The organism is Bradyrhizobium sp. SBR1B (assembly GCF_014198205.1).
Classification (GTDB): Bacteria; Pseudomonadota; Alphaproteobacteria; order Rhizobiales; family Xanthobacteraceae; genus Bradyrhizobium.
In genome coordinates this window covers 522,394-538,494 of the sequence record NZ_JACIHC010000004.1, presented here as the reverse complement: position 1 = coordinate 538,494, position 16,101 = coordinate 522,394, and the positions used below count along the sequence as shown (strand labels likewise).

Sequence of the window (16,101 nt, the reverse complement as noted above, 5' to 3'; positions counted from 1 at the left end):
CCGGGCATCCACATTCTTCGTCGCGGCCAAAAACGTAGATGGCCGGGACAAGCCCGGCCATGACGAATGTGGCGACGCTCTCGCGCCAAATGTCTTGATTCTGGAGTGACGCGTTAGGCGGCGCGCACGCCGGCGAGGAATGTCCCGACTTCGCCGGAGAGCTGCTCGGCCTGCTTGGACAGGTTCGAGGCGGCGGCGAGCACCATGCCGGCGGCGTTGCCGGTCTCGTTCGCGGCGGTCGAGACGCCGCCGATATTGGTGGTGACTTCCTTGGTGGCTTCCGCGGTCTGCGAGACGCTGCGGGCGATCTCGGCGGTGGCGGCGCCTTGCTCCTCGATGGCAGCCCCGATCGAGGTGGCGATGCGGCTGACCTCCTCGATGGTGGCGGTGATGCCGCCGATGGCGTCCACGGCCTCCTTGGTCGCGCCCTGAATCTGCGCGATCTTGTCGCCGATCTCGCGGGTGGCTTCGGCAGTCTGGCTCGCCAGCGACTTCACCTCGGAAGCGACGACGGCAAAGCCGCGGCCGGCTTCACCGGCGCGCGCGGCCTCGATGGTGGCGTTGAGTGCGAGCAGGTTGGTCTGCGCGGCAATGCTGGAGATCAGCTCGGCGACGTGCTCGATCTGCTGGGCGCCGTCCGAGAGCGCACGCACGATGGTGTCGGTGCGGCGCGCGCTGTCGACCGCGCGGCCCGTGACTTCTGCGGACTGAGCGACCTGGCGGCTGATCTCGGTGATGGAGGAGGAGAGCTCCTCGGCGGCAGCCGCGACGGTCTGGACGCGCTGGCTCGCCTCGGTGGCGGCCGTGCCGACCACGGCGGCGCGGCGGTTGGTGCCTTCGGCCGTGGATGACATCGACTTGGCGGTGGTCTCGAGCTCGCCGGAGCCGGAGGCCATCAGGCCGACGAGCTGACCGACGGAGGCATCGAAGCGATCGGCGAGGGCGATCAGGGCGTCGCGCTTCTCCTGCTCGCTGCGGGTCTTGGTGGCGACCTGCTCGGCTTCCAGGTTACGCGCCGTCAGCGCGGTCTGACGCAGGACTTCAAGCGTCTCGGCCATGCGGCCGATCTCGTCGCCGCGGTCGGTCTCCTCGACCGGCTTGTCGATGGCGCCCTCCGAAATCTCCTGCATGCGGTTCTTCTGGCGGTCGAGTGCGCCGAGCACGTCGCGGGCGATCAGCCAGGACAGCGTCGCCATCAGCATCATCAGGCCGATGCCGATCGCGGCAAGCTCCAGCGTCAGGGCGCGCACGTCGGCGTCGATGTCGTCGACATAGAGACCGTAGCTGATGGTCGCGTTCCAGGGCGCGAATTTGCGCGCGAAGACGGTCTTGCGCACGGGCTCGGTCTGGCCGGGGCGGGGGTAGAGATAGGAGGTCACTCCGCCCTGTGCGGTCTCGCCGCCGGCCTTGATGATGGCGTCGGCGATCAAGACGCCGTTAGAGTCCTTGGCCCCAGTGATCTTGCCTTCCAGCTGCTGGTTGGCGCCGTTCACCAGGATGGAGGTGTCGGGGTTGTAGACAACGGGGTAGCCCTGGTTGCCGTTGAAGTTCATGCGGCGGCCACGCTGGTGGAACTGGGCCTTGGCGTCGGCCGGCGTCAGCTTGCCGGCGGCAACCTCTTCCTGAAGCGATTGCGCGTAGTTGTAGAGCAGCTCTACCGCAGTCCGCATCTGCTGGACGCGATCCTCCATCATGCGACTCTTGCTGAGGACGGACGATACGCCGATGATGGCCGTGACTGTGAGAGCTGAAAGACAGACCATGCTGGCGAGCTTGGTCCGGATCTTGAGATGACTCATCAGCTTCATCGCGGCCTCGAAAGAAATGGTTGTTATTGCTCGCGTCGGTAGCATGAAGTTCTTACCAATCATGAATGGACGCGTGCGACGTGCTGCCGCGCGCGCAGCGTCCGCAGCCGGATGCGCAAGCATGCAGGCGGAATCGCGCTGTGCCAGTGCGTGGCGCGTCAGGTCGTCGAGACAGATGATGTCGGAATTTGGTGGTGACCGAGCCGGGCCGGAGCGGCAATGAACCGATTCGTTCACCGCATCGTCATGGCCGTGCTGCTCTTGGCTGCCCTGGTTCTGATCTGGAACGTGCTGGGCGCGCGCTGAGTCGGCACCGGCAGATCCGCCGGTGCCGACTTGCTTTCAGGTTAACTAGCGAGCGCCTCAGCGCCGTGCGTAGGCGTCGCCCGCCGCGTCGCTCTCCTTGCCCAGCAGCGCATCGACGCTGACCGAACCGCCGCCGGCGGCCGCGAGGTAGAGGCAGGCGAAGCAGAACAGGATTGCTGCGGTGCCGCCATTGAGCAGCGGCAGGAACACAGGCGCTTCGCCTTTGAGCATGTGGCCCATGAAGTAAGCGAAGGCCATTTCGCCCGAGAGAATGAAAGCGGTGAGGCGGGTGAACAAGCCGAGCATCAGAAGCGCGCCGAGCACGAGCTCGAGCGCACCGGCCGTCCAGATCAGCGGCGGGATGTTGGCGAAGTAGGGGAGCACCGGAAACTTGAAGATCTTTGCGATGCCGTACTGGAACAGCAGCAATCCGGTGACGAAGCGGAACAGGCTCAAGAGAACCGGTTGAAAGCGAGTGAGATACGGAAAGTTCATTGGTTTGTGCCCTCCATCCAATGCTGCGACTTGGACCGCATTCGGTTTCGCCCTGCAAGCCGTGCACACTCGATTCGTCCTGACATTTTCGTCATGTCGGACAAAACACCGCAGGCCAGGATTTCAGCCCGGTACGACCGCACTTTTTGCGCGTGTTCCCCGTCGCACCCATCCGTAATTTGCCGGTGACGCGGATGCGCGCAAGTTACCTCCAGGAAACTTACCGCCGCAAGGCGGGCACGATCAGGAACGGGATCATCCCGAGCACCACGCTCGCAAGTGCGAAAGCAAGCAGCGCGTTATACCCGTGGGTCGCGTCATGGATCAGGCCGCCGCTCCAGGAGCCGAACGCCGAGCCGAGTCCACTGCCGATCGAGATGGTGCCGTAGATGGTGCCGACCCGCTTGCCCTGGAAAATCCTCATCGCCGTGGCGCTGATCAGCGGGCCGCGCGAGCCCATCATGCTGCCGAAGCAGACGACGAAACCGGTGAGCAGCAGGATGTTCGGAGAATACTGCAACAGCCACAGCAGGACGATGCCGAGGATCGAGATCGCGTAGCTCAGCAGCACCGACGGCCGGCGCCCGATCAGGCCGTCGAGCGCGGACACGCCGAGCATGCCGAACACAAGCACGACGCCGGAGAAACCCCAGGCGGTCGCAGCCTGCAGCGGCGGAAAGCCGGCGTCGATCAGATAGGCCACGATCTGCGCGGCAATTGAGTACATGCCGACGGCAGTGAAGAAGAAGGTCCAGAACAGCGCCCAGAAGGCGTGATGGCGCATGGCACGAAGGAGGGTCCAGCCATTGTCGACGAAATCAGGATCGGTCCTCTTCACGACATGCGGCGAGCCCGCAGCGAACAGCCGCCACGGCAGCAGCATCAGCGGGAGCAACAGGCCGAGTGCCGTAAAGCCGAACAGCTGGTAGGTGTCGCGCCAGCCGACGTGATCGATCAGGAGCTGCGAGGCCGGCAGCAGCGCCAGCACGCCGCCGCCCATCGCCGAATACACCACCGACATTGCAGTCGGCAGGCGGGGTCCGAACCAGCGGCCGAGCAGGATCGAGTTCGGCACGATGCCGATGAAGGCAACGCCGATGCCGACGCAGAGGCCGATCGAGAGTTGGAACTGCCAGAGATGTTGCGCGTGGGCTGCGACCAGGAACGCCGCGCCCAGCAGCAACAGCCCGAGCGCATAGACGATGCGTGGTCCGGAATGGTCGAACAGGCGTCCGACGAAGGGCGCAGTGAGACCGCTCGCGAGCCAGGTCAGTGAATAGACCGAGACGATCTGCGCGCGGTCCCAGCCAAAACTTTCCGAAATCGGTTTCAGGAACACCGTAAAGCTGTCGCCGAGCCCGCGGCCGAGCACGGCCAGCGTGAAGCACAGCGCGAGCACGACGAGCGCGGTGCGAACAGCGTCCCGCTGATCGCTCGCGACGTTCTCCCTGGGCGTGTTCTGATCCATTGCCTGTCAGGGAGCGCGCATCCGTGCGCCCTGACAAGCAGCGAAAAGCTCATACGCCTATGCAGGCTTAAGCAGGACGTGCTTCTTCTTGCCGAAGGAGAGCTTGATCACGCCCTCGGGCGTCAGATTGTCTGTCGACAGTGCCATCTTTTCGTCAGTGACCGGCTCGTCGTTGACGCGAAGGCCGCCGCCCTTGATCTGGCGCCGGGCTTCGCCGTTGGAAGCAACGAGGCCCGCCTTGACGAAGGCGTTGAGCACGCCGAATCCGGCGTCGATCTCGCCCCGCGGAATTTCCACCGTCGGCAGGGTTTCGGCCAGCGCGCCTTCCTCGAAGGTGCGGCGCGCGGTCTCCGCCGCCTCGTTCGCGGCCTCGCGGCCGTGCAGCAGCGCGGTCGCTTCAGTGGCGAGCACCTTCTTGGCCTCGTTGATCTCCGAGCCGCCGAGCGCTTCGAGCTTCCTGATCTCAGCCATCGGCAGCGTCGTGAACAGCTTCAGGAATTTGCCGACGTCGGCATCCTCGGTGTTGCGCCAGTACTGCCAGAAATCATAGGGCGAGAACGCGTCGGCGTTGAGCCAGACTGCGCCTTGCGCGGTCTTGCCCATCTTGGCGCCCGATGCGGTCGTCAGCAGCGGCGTCGTCAGCGCGAACAGCTGGTGCGTGCCCATGCGGCGGCCGAGATCGACGCCCATGATGATGTTGCCCCACTGGTCCGAGCCGCCCATCTGCAATTTGCAGCCGGTGCGCTTGGCAAGCTCGACGAAGTCGTAGGCCTGGCAGACCATGTAGTTGAACTCGATGAAGCTCATCTCCTGCTCGCGCTCGAGGCGCAGCCGGACGGAGTCCATCGTCAGCATGCGGTTGACCGAGAAGTGCCGGCCGACGTCGCGCAGCATCTCGATCCAGTTCAGCTTGGTCAGCCACTCCGCATTGTCGAGCATGACGGCGTCGCTTGCGCCGCTGCCGTAGCGCAGCACTTTCGCGAACACGCCGCGGATCGATTCCTTGTTGGCCTCGATCTCGGCAATGGTGCGCATCGCGCGCGTCTCGTCCTTGCCGGAGGGATCGCCCACCATGGTGGTGCCGCCGCCCATCAGCGTGATCGGCTTGTTGCCGGACTGCTGCAACCAGTGCAGCATCATCATGGTCAGATAATTGCCGATATGCAGCGAGCGGGCGGTGCAATCGTAGCCGACATAGGCGGTCGCCTCGCCCTTGGCGGCGAGCGCGTCCAGCCCCTCGAAATCGGAGCATTGGTGGATGAAACCACGTTCCTGCAGGATATTGAGGAAATCCGATTTAAATGCAGTCATCTGTCGGCATGCCCAACAATTCTTGGTTTACTGTTTCGGGAGCAATTTAAGGGTCTTCCGTGGGAACCCGATTGCTGCCCGCCACTTGGCGCTGTGGCATTATAAGATGTGTCCCTCTGGCACAAGATCGGCATGCCGGAGGGGGTCTCTTGAGGACGCTGATCCATGATGTTGACGGCACTCGGTTTGATGAGCGGCACCTCGCTGGACGGGGTGGATGTCGCGCTGATCGAAACCGATGGAAAACAGGTGAAGGCATTTGGGCCGTCCGGCTACCGGGCCTATAGCCCTGCGGAGCGCAATCTGCTGCGTCAGGCCCTCTCCGAGGCTGTGCACCTGGCGCAACGTGACGCCCGGCCAGGCATCCTGGCCGAGGCCGAGCGCGCGGTAACACGGGCCCACGCCGAGGCGGTTGCCAACTTCTTCGCCCAGAACCGCATGAAGCCCGAGGATGTCGACATCGTCGGCTTCCACGGCCAGACCGTGCTGCACCGCCCCGAGCGGCGCCTGACGGTGCAGATCGGTGACGCCGCGGCGCTGGCGAAGGCGATCCATATCCCAGTGATGCATGATTTCCGCGCCGCCGACGTCGAGGCCGGCGGGCAGGGAGCGCCCTTCGTACCAGTCTACCACCGCGCGCTCGCCAACTCGCTGGATCGCGAGGGGCCGATCGTCGTGGTCAATATCGGCGGCGTCTCCAACATCACCTATATCGACGGCAACGATACGCTGATCGCCTGCGACACCGGCCCCGGCAACGCGCTGCTGGACGATTTCATGTACCGCACCATGAACCAGGCGTTCGATGCGGAAGGAAAGTTCGCAGCCCTCGGGAAGGTCGATGAGGCCTGGATCGCTCGCGCGCTGGAGCTGCCGTTCTTTGCGCTGCCTCCGCCGAAATCGCTCGATCGCAACGATTTTGCCGCCTTGAGGCTCGGCGACGTGGCGCCGGCCGACGGTGCGGCGACCCTGACCGCCTTCACCGCGACGGCGATCACCCGCATCATCCCGTTGCTCCCGCGTCGGCCGCGCAGCTGGATCGTCTGCGGCGGCGGCGCCCGCAACCTCACCATGCTCCGCATGCTGCGGGAGCGGGTGGGATCGGCGACAGTCGAGGCCGCCGAGACGCTCGGCTGGGCCTCCGACGCCATCGAAGCCCAGGCCTTCGGCTTCCTCGCGGCGCGCGGGCTGAAGGGCCTGCCATTGTCCTATCCGACCACCACGGGCGTGCCGATGCCGATGACGGGCGGGGTGATCGCGCGGCCCTGAGCGCGGCCGTTGTTCGCGCGCCGTCATCGCGAGCGACAGCGGAAGCAATTCCAAGGGACGCAGTCATTCCCCGCGAAGGCGGGGAATCCAGTACGCCGCGGCTTATCGGTTCAATCACTGCCGTCTAGCTGGCTGCACCGCAGGGCCCCAAGGCTGTTTCGTCTCCGTATCCTGCTGGCCGCGGCCTGCGTCGCCTTTATCGCGATCGGAATGGCGATCAACCTACTCCCGGTTCGGCCGTAACGCCAGTTCAATGCAGTTGCATTGATCTTGACGTGTGCATGCAAGTGCATTTATATTGGATGCAGTTGCATCGAACCGCCGGGATCGCGCCATGACCGCTTCACTGAAACTGATCAGCCACAAGCTTTGTCCCTACGTGCAGCGCGCCGTGATCGCGCTGACGGAGAAGGGCGTTCCGTTCGAGCGGGTCGATATCGATCTCGCCAACAAGCCGGACTGGTTCTTAAAGCTCTCGCCGCTCGGCAAGGTGCCGGTGCTGGTTGTGACGACCGACAAGGGCGAGGTCGCGCTGTTCGAGAGCAACGTGATCTGTGAATACATCGAGGAGACGCAAACAGGCCTCGAGCTGCATCCGGCGGATGCGCTGAAGCGTGCCGAGCATCGCGCCTGGATGGAGTTCGGCTCGGCGATCCTCGGCGACCTCTGGGGACTGGAGACGACGACGGATCCGGCGACCTTCGAAACCAAGCGCCAGGCGCTCGCTGCGAAATTCGCGCGCGTCGAGGCAGCGCTTGGCGCGGGCCCGTATTTCGCAGGCGATGCGTTCAGCCTGGTCGATGCGGTGTTCGCACCCGTCTTCCGCTATTTCGATGTGTTCGACGAACTGACCGAGCTCGGCATCTTCAGCGATCTTCCGAAGGTGCGGGCGTGGCGTGCGGAGCTGGCGAAGCGTCCGAGCGTACGCACCGCGGTCGGCGCCGACTATCCGCAATTGCTGCGGGCTTTCCTGGTGCGGCACGACGCCCATCTGCTCAAGCTCGCCGCCTGAGGCGAGCCGATGTCACAATCCATGGCCTGGCTGATGCTGGTGATCGCCGGCGCGCTCGATGTCGGCTGGGCGATCTCGATGAAGTACGCGGAAGGCTACACGCGGGTGGGCTGGAGCATCGCTTCGCTGGTGTTGCTCGCGGCCTTCGTCTTCCTGCTCGGGCGCGCCTTGAAGGTGCTCGAGGTTGGCGTTGCCTATTCGGTGTGGACCGGCATTGGGGCTGCCGGAACCTTCGTCATGGGCGTGGTGCTGTTCGGCGAGACCTTGAGCGCGATGAAGCTTGCCGGCATCGCGCTCGTCTTGACGGGGATCGCCGCGCTCAAGCTGGCTTGAGCTGCGAGCCTTGGCTTCGTAGCCCGGATGGAGCGGAGCGCAATCCGGGGCCGTGTATCCGCGGATGGATTTTCCCGGATTTCGCTTCGCTCCATCCGGGCTACAAGGTCTCAGCGCACGTTCGCGAGCCGCATGTCGAGATAGGCGGTGATGGTTTCCATCAGCGGCTCGAGCTTGGCGTCGAAGAAATGGTTGGCGCCGGGGATGACCTGCTGGTCGATCACGATGCCCTTCTGCGTCTTCAGCTTCTCGACCAGCGTGTTGACGTCCTTCGGCGGCACCACCGCGTCCTTCTCGCCATGCACGATCAGGCCCGACGACGGGCAGGGCGCAAGGAACGAGAAGTCGTAGAGGTTGGCCGGCGGCGCGATCGAGATGAAGCCCTCGACCTCGGGGCGGCGCATCAGAAGCTGCATGCCGATCCAGGCGCCGAAGGAGAAGCCGGCGACCCAGCAAGCGCGCGCTTCGGGATTGATGGTCTGCGCCCAGTCGAGGGCTGCGGCGGCGTCCGACAATTCGCCGGTGCCGTGGTCGAACGAGCCCTGGCTGCGGCCGACGCCGCGGAAATTGAAGCGCAGCACCGAGAAGCCACGATGCGCGAACGCATAATAGCACTGGTACACGATCTGATGATTCATCGTGCCGTGAAACTGCGGATGCGGATGCAGGATCATCGCGATCGGCGCGTTCTTCTGCTTGGCCGGGTGATAGCGGCCTTCGAGACGGCCGGCAGGGCCAGTGAAAATAACTTCAGGCATCGATGATCTCTTGATTGACTTGCTGGAGAGACGATCCTCGGCAATCAACCGATTGTGGCCTCATCGGCAGGTGCCGACGGAAGCGCGAATGAAGGGTGAGAAGGCGCGCCTTGCGGTGATGCGCTGAAGGCGTGCGGTGACTTGACGGTGCGGGTTCTAACATAGGCAGAGGGTCAAAAAGCAAGCATCTTGAACATCACCCAATGGGCTCAAGGCGTTAGCGTGTCATGGTCGCGTCATCGGCTGTCGCGGATCTGGAATCGCCCGTTGCCAAGCGCATGTCGGGGCGCCATGTCGAGCTTGAGGGGCCCCCACGGGCCAAGTTTCCCAAGCAAGGTAATATAATACTAGATGCGGAACCGCGTTTATCTCGACTGGAATGCGACCACACCGCTACGCGCCGAAGCGCGACGCGCGATGCTCGCCGCCTGGGACCTGGTCGGCAACCCGTCCTCAGTCCATGCCGAGGGGCGGGAGGCGCGACGGCTGGTCGAGGAGGCCCGCGCCGCGCTCGCGGTGGCGGTAGGGGCGCTGCCGCGGAACGTCGTCTTCACCTCCGCAGGCACGGAAGCCAACGCGCTGGCGCTGTCGCCTGGCCTGCGGCGGTCATCCGGCGGCCCGGTCGAGCGGCTGCTGGTCTCGGCCGTGGAGCACGCTTCGGTGCTGGCCGGTGGCCGGTTCCCGGCGGAGAGGGTCAGCCCGATCCCGGTGACGCGTTCCGGTGTGGTTGACCTCGACCATCTCACGAGTCTGCTCGGTGACGGCGCTCCGGCACTGGTTTCCGTCATGGCCGCGAACAACGAAACCGGCGCGCTCCAGCCGGTCGCCGAGATCGCCCGGATCGTCCACGAGGCCGGCGGCCTCCTGCACGTCGATGCAATCCAGGCGCTTGGAAAAATTCCATTTGAAATCAACGCTATCGGCGCGGATCTTGCGACTTTTTCTGCGCATAAGGTCGGCGGCCCCAAGGGCGTCGGCGCTCTGGTCGTGGCGGAGGGACTGACGGGACTGGAGCCGTTGTTGCGGGGAGGCGGCCAAGAGCTGAACCGACGCGCGGGAACCGAGAATGTTGCGGGAATCGCCGGCTTTGGCGCAGCGGTGAAGGCCGCGCTTCAAACTCTTTCCGAAGATGCGGAACAGATGGCAACCCTCAGAATTCGCTTGGAAAACGGCATCCGAGCAATCGACGGCGCAACGATCTTCTCGAACGAGGTGACGCGGTTGCCAAATACCGTCCTTTTCACCGCGCCCGGCCTCAAGGCTGAAACCGCCGTGATCGGCTTCGACCTCGAAGGCATCGCAGTCTCCTCAGGTTCGGCCTGTTCCTCGGGTAAGGTCCAGCCGTCCCACGTGCTGTCGGCGATGGGGTACGATCCCGCCGTGGCCCAGGGAGCGGTGCGCCTCAGTCTGGGCTGGTCCACGGAACTCGAAGACATCGATAGGGCGTTAGAGGCTTGGCGAAAGCTCGGTAATACCCTACTTAAGAGCTAAGCGATGAAACACGGCTTGAACGGTTCTAAGCGCGTGCTTTCCGCCAAAAAACATCGTAATAGACACCGTAATAATCGTTCGAGTTTGATCCACCGCGGTCCTTGAAACCGCGAGCGGAGGATGGAATGCCAGCCGTACAAGAGACGGTCGAGCGCGTGAAGCGCATCGACGTCGACCAGTATCGTTATGGGTTTGAGACCCTGATCGACTCCGAGAAGGCCCCCAAGGGGCTTTCGGAAGAGATCGTAAAATTCATCTCGCAGAAGAAGAACGAACCCGACTGGATGCTCCAGTGGCGGCTCGAGGCCTATCGGCGCTGGCTGACCATGACCGAGCCGACCTGGGCGCGCGTCGACTATCCCAAGATCGACTTCCAGGACCTCTATTACTACGCGGCGCCGAAGCCGAAGAAGACGGTCACCTCGCTGGACGAGATCGATCCGGAGATCCTGAAGACCTACGAGAAGCTCGGCATTCCCTTGCGGGAAGTCGCCATGCTCGAAGGTGTCGAGCCCAAGCCCGGTGAGGAAGATCCGGCGCGCCGCAAGATCGCGGTCGATGCGGTCTTCGATTCGGTTTCGGTTGCGACCACGTTCAAGGCGGAGCTGAAGAAGGCCGGCGTGATCTTTATGCCGATCTCGGAAGCGATCCGCGAGCACCCTGAATTGGTGCAGAAATATCTGGGATCGGTAGTTCCGACCTCGGACAATTTCTACGCGACACTGAACTCGGCGGTGTTCTCCGACGGCTCGTTCGTCTACGTGCCGCCGGGCGTGCGCTGCCCGATGGAGCTGTCGACCTATTTCCGCATCAACGAGCGCAATACCGGCCAGTTCGAGCGCACGCTGATCATCGCCGACAAGGGCGCCTACGTCTCCTATCTCGAGGGCTGCACCGCGCCGCAGCGCGACGAGAACCAGCTGCACGCCGCCGTGGTCGAGCTCGTCGCGCATGACGATGCCGAGATCAAATATTCGACGGTGCAGAACTGGTACCCCGGCAATTCGGAAGGCAAGGGCGGCATCTACAATTTCGTCACCAAGCGTGGCGACTGCCGCGGCAACCGTTCGAAGATCTCCTGGACCCAGGTAGAAACGGGTTCGGCGATCACCTGGAAGTATCCGAGCTGCATTCTCCGCGGTGACAATTCGAGCGGTGAGTTCTACTCGATCGCGATCTCGAACGGCTTCCAGCAGGTCGATTCGGGAACCAAGATGATTCATCTCGGCAAGAACACGTCGAGCCGCATCATCTCCAAGGGCATCGCGGCCGGCAAGTCGCAGAACACCTATCGCGGCCTCGTCACCGCGCACCGGAAAGCGACCGGCGCGCGCAACTTCACCGCCTGCGACTCGCTGCTGATCGGCGATAAATGCGGCGCGCACACCGTTCCGTACATCGAGGCCAAGAACTCCTCGGCGACGTTCGAGCACGAAGCGACGACCTCGAAGATCTCCGAGGACGTGCTGTTCTACTGCATCCAGCGCGGTCTCTCGCAGGAGGAGGCGGTCGGCCTCGTCGTCAACGGCTTCGTCAAGGACGTGCTGCAGCAACTGCCGATGGAATTCGCGGTGGAAGCGCAGAAGCTGATCTCGATCTCGCTTGAAGGGTCGGTCGGTTAATACCGACCCTCGCGGTGCGCTTAGGCGCTCCATGCATCATTTGAATAGACTGGACACCAAAATGGCTTTGCTTGAAGTGAAAGACCTCAAGGTTCGTGTCGAGGAGCGTGAGATCCTCCACGGGCTGACGCTGACCGTGAACGAAGGCGAGGTCCATGCGATCATGGGGCCCAACGGCTCCGGCAAATCGACGCTCTCCCACGTCATCGCCGGCAAGCCCGGCTACGAGGTCACCGACGGCCAGATCCTGTTCAAGGGTGAGGATCTGCTCGAGATGTCGCCGGACGAGCGCGCCGCCAAGGGCGTGTTCCTGGCGTTCCAGTATCCGGTCGAGATTCCCGGCGTCGCCACCATGAACTTCCTGCGCACCGCGCTGAATGCGCAGCGCAAGGCGCGCGGCGAGGATGAATATTCGACGCCGGACTTCCTGAAGAAGGTCCGCGAGGTCTCGAAGTCGTTGAACATCCCGCAGGACATGCTCAAGCGCGGCGTCAATGTCGGCTTCTCCGGCGGTGAGAAGAAGCGCAACGAGGTGCTGCAGATGGCGCTGTTCGAGCCGAGCCTGTGCATCCTCGACGAGATGGATTCCGGCCTCGACATCGATGCGCTGCGCATCGCGGCCGACGGCGTCAACGCGCTGCGTTCGCCGGGGCGTGCGATGGTCGTCATCACCCACTATCAGCGGCTGCTGAACTACATCGTGCCCGACGTCGTGCACGTGATGTCGAAGGGCCGTGTCGTGAAGAGCGGCGGTAAGGAATTGGCGCTGGAGCTGGAAGCATCCGGCTACGCCCAGTTCGAGGATGCCGCGTAAGGAATTTTGCGATGAACGTTGCTGTGGCAAAGACCGGAAAGGGCCGCGCGGTGAGCGATCTCTTCACCAGCGCCGAGGGCCGGCTGCCGGGTTCGTCCGCGGTCACCGCTGTGCGCCGCGAGGCGTTCGAGACCTATGAGCGTCTCGCCCTTCCGCACCGCCGGATCGAGGAATGGAAATACACCGACCTGCGCGCGCTGGTCGGCGAGGTGCTGCCGCTGGCAGCCGCGCCCGATGCGGCCGCGCTGAAGCTCGCCGCGGACACGGTGAAGACGCATGCGATCGCAGGCGCACGCAAGCTGGTGCTGGTCGACGGCGTGTTCGCAGCCGATCTTTCCGACGTGAAGGCATTTGTCGCCGAGGTCGGCTTCAAGACGCTACGGGAGACGTTGGAGAAGGATGCCGGTCTGTTGAAGACCGCGTCCACCGATGCCGTGATCTCGCTCAACGCGGCGATGGCGACCGACGGCGTCGTGCTCGATATCGCCGATGGCGCACAGCTGTCCGCACCGATCCAGATCATCCACATCGCCACCGCCACATCGGCGTCGGCCTTCACCCGCTCGCAGGTCACGATCGGCAAGGGCGCGCGCGCCACCATCGTCGAGAGCTTCGTTGCGGCAGGCGCTGCGGCCTACCAGGTCAATGACGCCGTGATCGTTTCTGTCGGCGATGACGCCGACGTTGCACACATTCGCCTGATGGACGATGCACCCGACGCCTTGAACGTCTCGTCGCACTTCGTCACCGTCGGCGCCAATGTGAAGTTCAATTTCTTCAACATGACGACCGGGGCTGCTGTCAGCCGCCTCCAGGGCTTCATCACGCTGGCGGGCGAGGGCAGCGAGCTCTCCGCCAACGGCGTCAACCTGTTGCAGAAGACCGAGCATGGCGACACCACGCTGGTGGTCGACCATGCCGTGCCGAACTGCGTCAGCCGCGAAGTTTTCCGTGCGGTGATCGACGATCGCGCCCATTCGGTGTTCCAGGGCCGCATCATCGTCCGTCCCGATGCGCAGAAGACCGACGGCAAGATGATGACCCGCGCGTTGCTGCTTTCGGATGAAGCCGAGGCCGACAACAAGCCCGAGCTCGAGATCTTCGCCGACGACGTCTCCTGCGGCCACGGCGCGACCGCCGGTGCGCTCGACGACAGCCTGTTGTTCTACCTGAAGGCGCGCGGCCTGCCGGAGAAGCAGGCCCAGGCGCTGCTGATCCAGGCTTTCGTCGGCGAGGCGATCGAGCAGATCGCCGATGACGGTTTGCGCGAGCACGTGATCGGCATTGCCGAGCGCTGGCTGGAGCGGCGGTCATGAGCACGCATCCGGCAGTCAAGAACGGTGCCTACGACGTCGCGCGCGTGCGCCAGGATTTTCCGGCGCTCGCGATGCAGGTCTACGGCAAGAAGCTGGTCTATCTCGACAACGCCGCTTCGGCGCAGAAGCCGAGCGCCGTGCTCGACCGCATGACGCAGGCCTATACGAGCGAATACGCCAACGTGCATCGCGGCCTGCATTACCTCGCCAATGCCGCGACCGAAGCCTATGAGGGCGGCCGCACCAAGGTGGCGCAGTTCATCAACGCGCCCCGTACGGAAGAAGTGATCTTCACCCGCAACGCGACCGAGGCGATCAATCTGGTTGCCTCGTCCTGGGGCGGGCCGAACATCAAAGAGGGCGACGAGATCGTCCTCTCGATCATGGAGCACCATTCCAACATCGTGCCGTGGCACTTCCTGAGGGAACGCCAGGGCGCTGTGATCAAGTGGGCGCCGGTCGACGACGAGGGCAATTTCCTCATCGACGAGTTCGAGAAGCTGCTGACGGCCAGGACCAAGCTGGTCGCGATCACGCAGATGTCGAACGCGCTCGGCACCATCGTGCCCGTCAAGGAAGTCGTGAAGATCGCCCACGCGCGCGGCATTCCAGTGCTGGTCGACGGCAGCCAGGGCGCGGTGCATCTGCCCGTCGACGTCCAGGACATCGGCTGCGATTTCTACGTCTTCACCGGTCACAAGGTGTATGGGCCGACCGGAATCGGTATCCTCTGGGCCAAGTACGATCACCTCGTCGCGATGCGTCCCTTCAACGGCGGCGGCGAGATGATCCGCGAGGTCTCGCGCGATGTCGTCACCTATGGCGATCCTCCGCACAAATTCGAGGCGGGCACGCCGGCGATTGTCGAGGCCGTCGGCCTTGGCGCGGCCATCGACTACGTCAATTCGATCGGCAAGGAGCGCATCGCTGCGCACGAGCACGATCTCACCACCTATGCCCAGGATCGGCTCCGCGAGATCAATTCGCTGCGGCTGATCGGCACGGCACGGGGCAAGGGCCCGGTGATCTCGTTCGAGCTGAAGGGCGCGCACGCCCACGACGTCGCCACCGTGATCGACCGCCAGGGCATCGCGGTGCGCGCCGGCACCCATTGCGTGATGCCGCTTTTAGAGCGGTTCAACGTAACGGCCACCTGCCGGGCCTCGTTCGGCATGTATAATACGCGGGAAGAAGTCGATCATCTGGCACAGGCGCTTTTGAAGGCGCGGGATTTGTTCGCATGAGTGACACGGCCGAAATCAAAGCTAGTCCGATGGAGACCCATTCGGCGCTGCCGCCGGAGGAAACCGAGCGGCTGACCACGGAGATCATCGCCGGGCTGAAGACCGTGTTCGACCCGGAAATCCCGGCCGACATCTACGAGCTCGGCCTGATCTACAAGGTCGAGATCAAGGACGACCGCTCCGTCGACGTCCAGATGACGCTGACGACGCCGAACTGCCCGGCCGCCGGCGAGCTGCCGACCATGGTCGAGAACGCGGTTGCCAGCGTCCCCGGCGTCGGCGTGGTCGACGTCAAGGTCGTCTGGGAGCCGCCGTGGTCGCCGGAACGCATGAGCGACGAGGCGCGCCTCGTGCTCAACATGTGGTGACGCGTAACCTCAGCATTGAATTTGCTCCGCAACGGACCAGATAGATAAGATGACCCAGGCGACACCAGCATCCACTCCGAAGCCGCGGCGGCCGCGCCCGCAGGTGATGCGGCTGACGGACGCTGCTGCCCAGCGCATCACCGAGCTGACCCAGCGCGCCGATTCCGAGATCGTCGGCTTGCGCGTCGGCGTGAAGAACGGCGGCTGCGCCGGCCAGTCATACACGGTCGAATACGCCCACGACGTCCGCCCGACCGACGAGGTCGTCGAGGACAAGGGCGTCAAGATCCTGGTCGATCCCAAGGCCGTGCTGTTCCTGCTCGGCACCGAGATGGACTACAAGGCCGACAAGATGCAGGCCCAGTTCGTCTTCAACAATCCGAACCAGATCTCCGCCTGCGGCTGCGGCGAGTCGGTCGAGCTGCGGCCGGCCAAGATCGACGGGTAGGCCCGGCTGACGCTAAGCACTCCGCTGTCGTCCCCGCG

General features: G+C 64.0%; 15 protein-coding genes. 10 read left to right on the top strand and 5 right to left on the bottom strand.

What is annotated here, in order from left to right:
• Nucleotides 1-113: 113 nt before the first annotated feature.
• From GGD61_RS14315 to tyrS, 4 genes are all read right to left on the bottom strand, one after another.
• Entirely contained in the window at nt 114-1,808 is a 1,695-nt protein-coding gene (locus tag GGD61_RS14315) for a methyl-accepting chemotaxis protein (protein ID WP_092262059.1), read from the bottom strand.
• A 363-nt stretch (nt 1,809-2,171) separates the two neighbouring features.
• Entirely contained in the window at nt 2,172-2,609 is a 438-nt protein-coding gene (locus tag GGD61_RS14310) for a DoxX family protein (protein ID WP_092262060.1), read from the bottom strand.
• 220 nt (nt 2,610-2,829) lie between these two features.
• The gene (locus tag GGD61_RS14305) at nt 2,830-4,077 is read right to left on the bottom strand and encodes an MFS transporter (RefSeq protein ID WP_018323025.1); all 1,248 of its coding nucleotides are present in this window, start codon (nt 4,075-4,077) and stop codon (nt 2,830-2,832) included.
• A 57-nt stretch (nt 4,078-4,134) separates the two neighbouring features.
• Entirely contained in the window at nt 4,135-5,388 is a 1,254-nt protein-coding gene (tyrS, locus tag GGD61_RS14300; protein WP_092262061.1) for a tyrosine--tRNA ligase, read from the bottom strand.
• A 165-nt stretch (nt 5,389-5,553) separates the two neighbouring features.
• Here tyrS and GGD61_RS14295 point away from each other — a divergent pair, with 165 nt between their 5' ends.
• The 3 genes from GGD61_RS14295 to GGD61_RS14285 all read left to right on the top strand — a co-directional run bounded on the left by GGD61_RS14295 (nt 5,554) and on the right by GGD61_RS14285 (nt 8,002).
• Nucleotides 5,554-6,657, top strand: coding sequence for an anhydro-N-acetylmuramic acid kinase (locus GGD61_RS14295; protein ID WP_092262062.1), 1,104 nt, complete (start codon nt 5,554-5,556; stop codon nt 6,655-6,657).
• 334 nt (nt 6,658-6,991) lie between these two features.
• Nucleotides 6,992-7,669, top strand: coding sequence for a glutathione S-transferase family protein (locus GGD61_RS14290; protein ID WP_092262063.1), 678 nt, complete (start codon nt 6,992-6,994; stop codon nt 7,667-7,669).
• 9 nt (nt 7,670-7,678) lie between these two features.
• A complete protein-coding gene (locus GGD61_RS14285; RefSeq protein WP_018323029.1) occupies nt 7,679-8,002 on the top strand; it encodes a multidrug efflux SMR transporter in 324 nt (107 codons plus the stop codon).
• A 110-nt stretch (nt 8,003-8,112) separates the two neighbouring features.
• On the opposite strand, the gene GGD61_RS14280 is transcribed toward GGD61_RS14285, so the two are convergent.
• Nucleotides 8,113-8,760, bottom strand: a complete 648-nt coding sequence (locus GGD61_RS14280) for an alpha/beta hydrolase (protein WP_014495555.1) — start codon at nt 8,758-8,760, stop codon at nt 8,113-8,115.
• Nucleotides 8,761-9,111: 351 nt separating this feature from the next.
• Here GGD61_RS14280 and GGD61_RS14275 point away from each other — a divergent pair, with 351 nt between their 5' ends.
• From GGD61_RS14275 to GGD61_RS14245, 7 genes are all read left to right on the top strand, one after another.
• On the top strand, nt 9,112-10,251 hold the full coding sequence (locus GGD61_RS14275) for a cysteine desulfurase family protein (protein WP_183230810.1): 1,140 nt from the start codon (nt 9,112-9,114) through the stop codon (nt 10,249-10,251).
• A 125-nt stretch (nt 10,252-10,376) separates the two neighbouring features.
• A complete protein-coding gene (gene sufB, locus GGD61_RS14270) occupies nt 10,377-11,873 on the top strand; it encodes a Fe-S cluster assembly protein SufB (protein WP_183230809.1) in 1,497 nt (498 codons plus the stop codon).
• Between the two features lie 61 nt (nt 11,874-11,934).
• On the top strand, nt 11,935-12,687 hold the full coding sequence (gene sufC / locus GGD61_RS14265) for a Fe-S cluster assembly ATPase SufC (RefSeq protein WP_020508824.1): 753 nt from the start codon (nt 11,935-11,937) through the stop codon (nt 12,685-12,687).
• A gap of 11 nt (nt 12,688-12,698) precedes the next feature.
• Nucleotides 12,699-14,003, top strand: a complete 1,305-nt coding sequence (gene sufD, locus GGD61_RS14260) for a Fe-S cluster assembly protein SufD (protein ID WP_092258576.1) — start codon at nt 12,699-12,701, stop codon at nt 14,001-14,003.
• Nucleotides 14,000-15,247 carry a cysteine desulfurase gene (locus GGD61_RS14255; protein ID WP_092258573.1) on the top strand — a complete coding sequence of 416 codons (1,248 nt, stop codon included), beginning with the start codon at nt 14,000-14,002 and terminating at the stop codon, nt 15,245-15,247. The genes sufD and GGD61_RS14255 overlap by 4 nt, the downstream gene beginning before the upstream one ends.
• Nucleotides 15,244-15,615 (top strand): SUF system Fe-S cluster assembly protein, encoded by a 372-nt coding sequence (locus GGD61_RS14250; RefSeq protein WP_018323035.1) that lies wholly within the window; start codon nt 15,244-15,246, stop codon nt 15,613-15,615. The genes GGD61_RS14255 and GGD61_RS14250 overlap by 4 nt, the downstream gene beginning before the upstream one ends.
• A 49-nt stretch (nt 15,616-15,664) precedes the next feature.
• Nucleotides 15,665-16,063, top strand: a complete 399-nt coding sequence (locus GGD61_RS14245; RefSeq protein ID WP_018323036.1) for an iron-sulfur cluster assembly accessory protein — start codon at nt 15,665-15,667, stop codon at nt 16,061-16,063.
• Nucleotides 16,064-16,101: the final 38 nt, after the last annotated feature.

What these genes read in the sequence shown, in the direction of transcription:
- GGD61_RS14315 (WP_092262059.1), bottom strand. Translation starts at nt 1,808, where the DNA reads ATGAAGCTGATGAGTCATCTCAAGATCCGGACCAAGCTCGCCAGCATG.
- GGD61_RS14310 (WP_092262060.1), bottom strand. Translation starts at nt 2,609, where the DNA reads ATGAACTTTCCGTATCTCACTCGCTTTCAACCGGTTCTCTTGAGCCTG.
- GGD61_RS14305 (WP_018323025.1), bottom strand. Translation starts at nt 4,077, where the DNA reads ATGGATCAGAACACGCCCAGGGAGAACGTCGCGAGCGATCAGCGGGAC.
- tyrS (WP_092262061.1), bottom strand. Translation starts at nt 5,388, where the DNA reads ATGACTGCATTTAAATCGGATTTCCTCAATATCCTGCAGGAACGTGGT.
- GGD61_RS14295 (WP_092262062.1), top strand. Translation starts at nt 5,554, where the DNA reads ATGATGTTGACGGCACTCGGTTTGATGAGCGGCACCTCGCTGGACGGG.
- GGD61_RS14290 (WP_092262063.1), top strand. Translation starts at nt 6,992, where the DNA reads ATGACCGCTTCACTGAAACTGATCAGCCACAAGCTTTGTCCCTACGTG.
- GGD61_RS14285 (WP_018323029.1), top strand. Translation starts at nt 7,679, where the DNA reads ATGTCACAATCCATGGCCTGGCTGATGCTGGTGATCGCCGGCGCGCTC.
- GGD61_RS14280 (WP_014495555.1), bottom strand. Translation starts at nt 8,760, where the DNA reads ATGCCTGAAGTTATTTTCACTGGCCCTGCCGGCCGTCTCGAAGGCCGC.
- GGD61_RS14275 (WP_183230810.1), top strand. Translation starts at nt 9,112, where the DNA reads ATGCGGAACCGCGTTTATCTCGACTGGAATGCGACCACACCGCTACGC.
- sufB (WP_183230809.1), top strand. Translation starts at nt 10,377, where the DNA reads ATGCCAGCCGTACAAGAGACGGTCGAGCGCGTGAAGCGCATCGACGTC.
- sufC (WP_020508824.1), top strand. Translation starts at nt 11,935, where the DNA reads ATGGCTTTGCTTGAAGTGAAAGACCTCAAGGTTCGTGTCGAGGAGCGT.
- sufD (WP_092258576.1), top strand. Translation starts at nt 12,699, where the DNA reads ATGAACGTTGCTGTGGCAAAGACCGGAAAGGGCCGCGCGGTGAGCGAT.
- GGD61_RS14255 (WP_092258573.1), top strand. Translation starts at nt 14,000, where the DNA reads ATGAGCACGCATCCGGCAGTCAAGAACGGTGCCTACGACGTCGCGCGC.
- GGD61_RS14250 (WP_018323035.1), top strand. Translation starts at nt 15,244, where the DNA reads ATGAGTGACACGGCCGAAATCAAAGCTAGTCCGATGGAGACCCATTCG.
- GGD61_RS14245 (WP_018323036.1), top strand. Translation starts at nt 15,665, where the DNA reads ATGACCCAGGCGACACCAGCATCCACTCCGAAGCCGCGGCGGCCGCGC.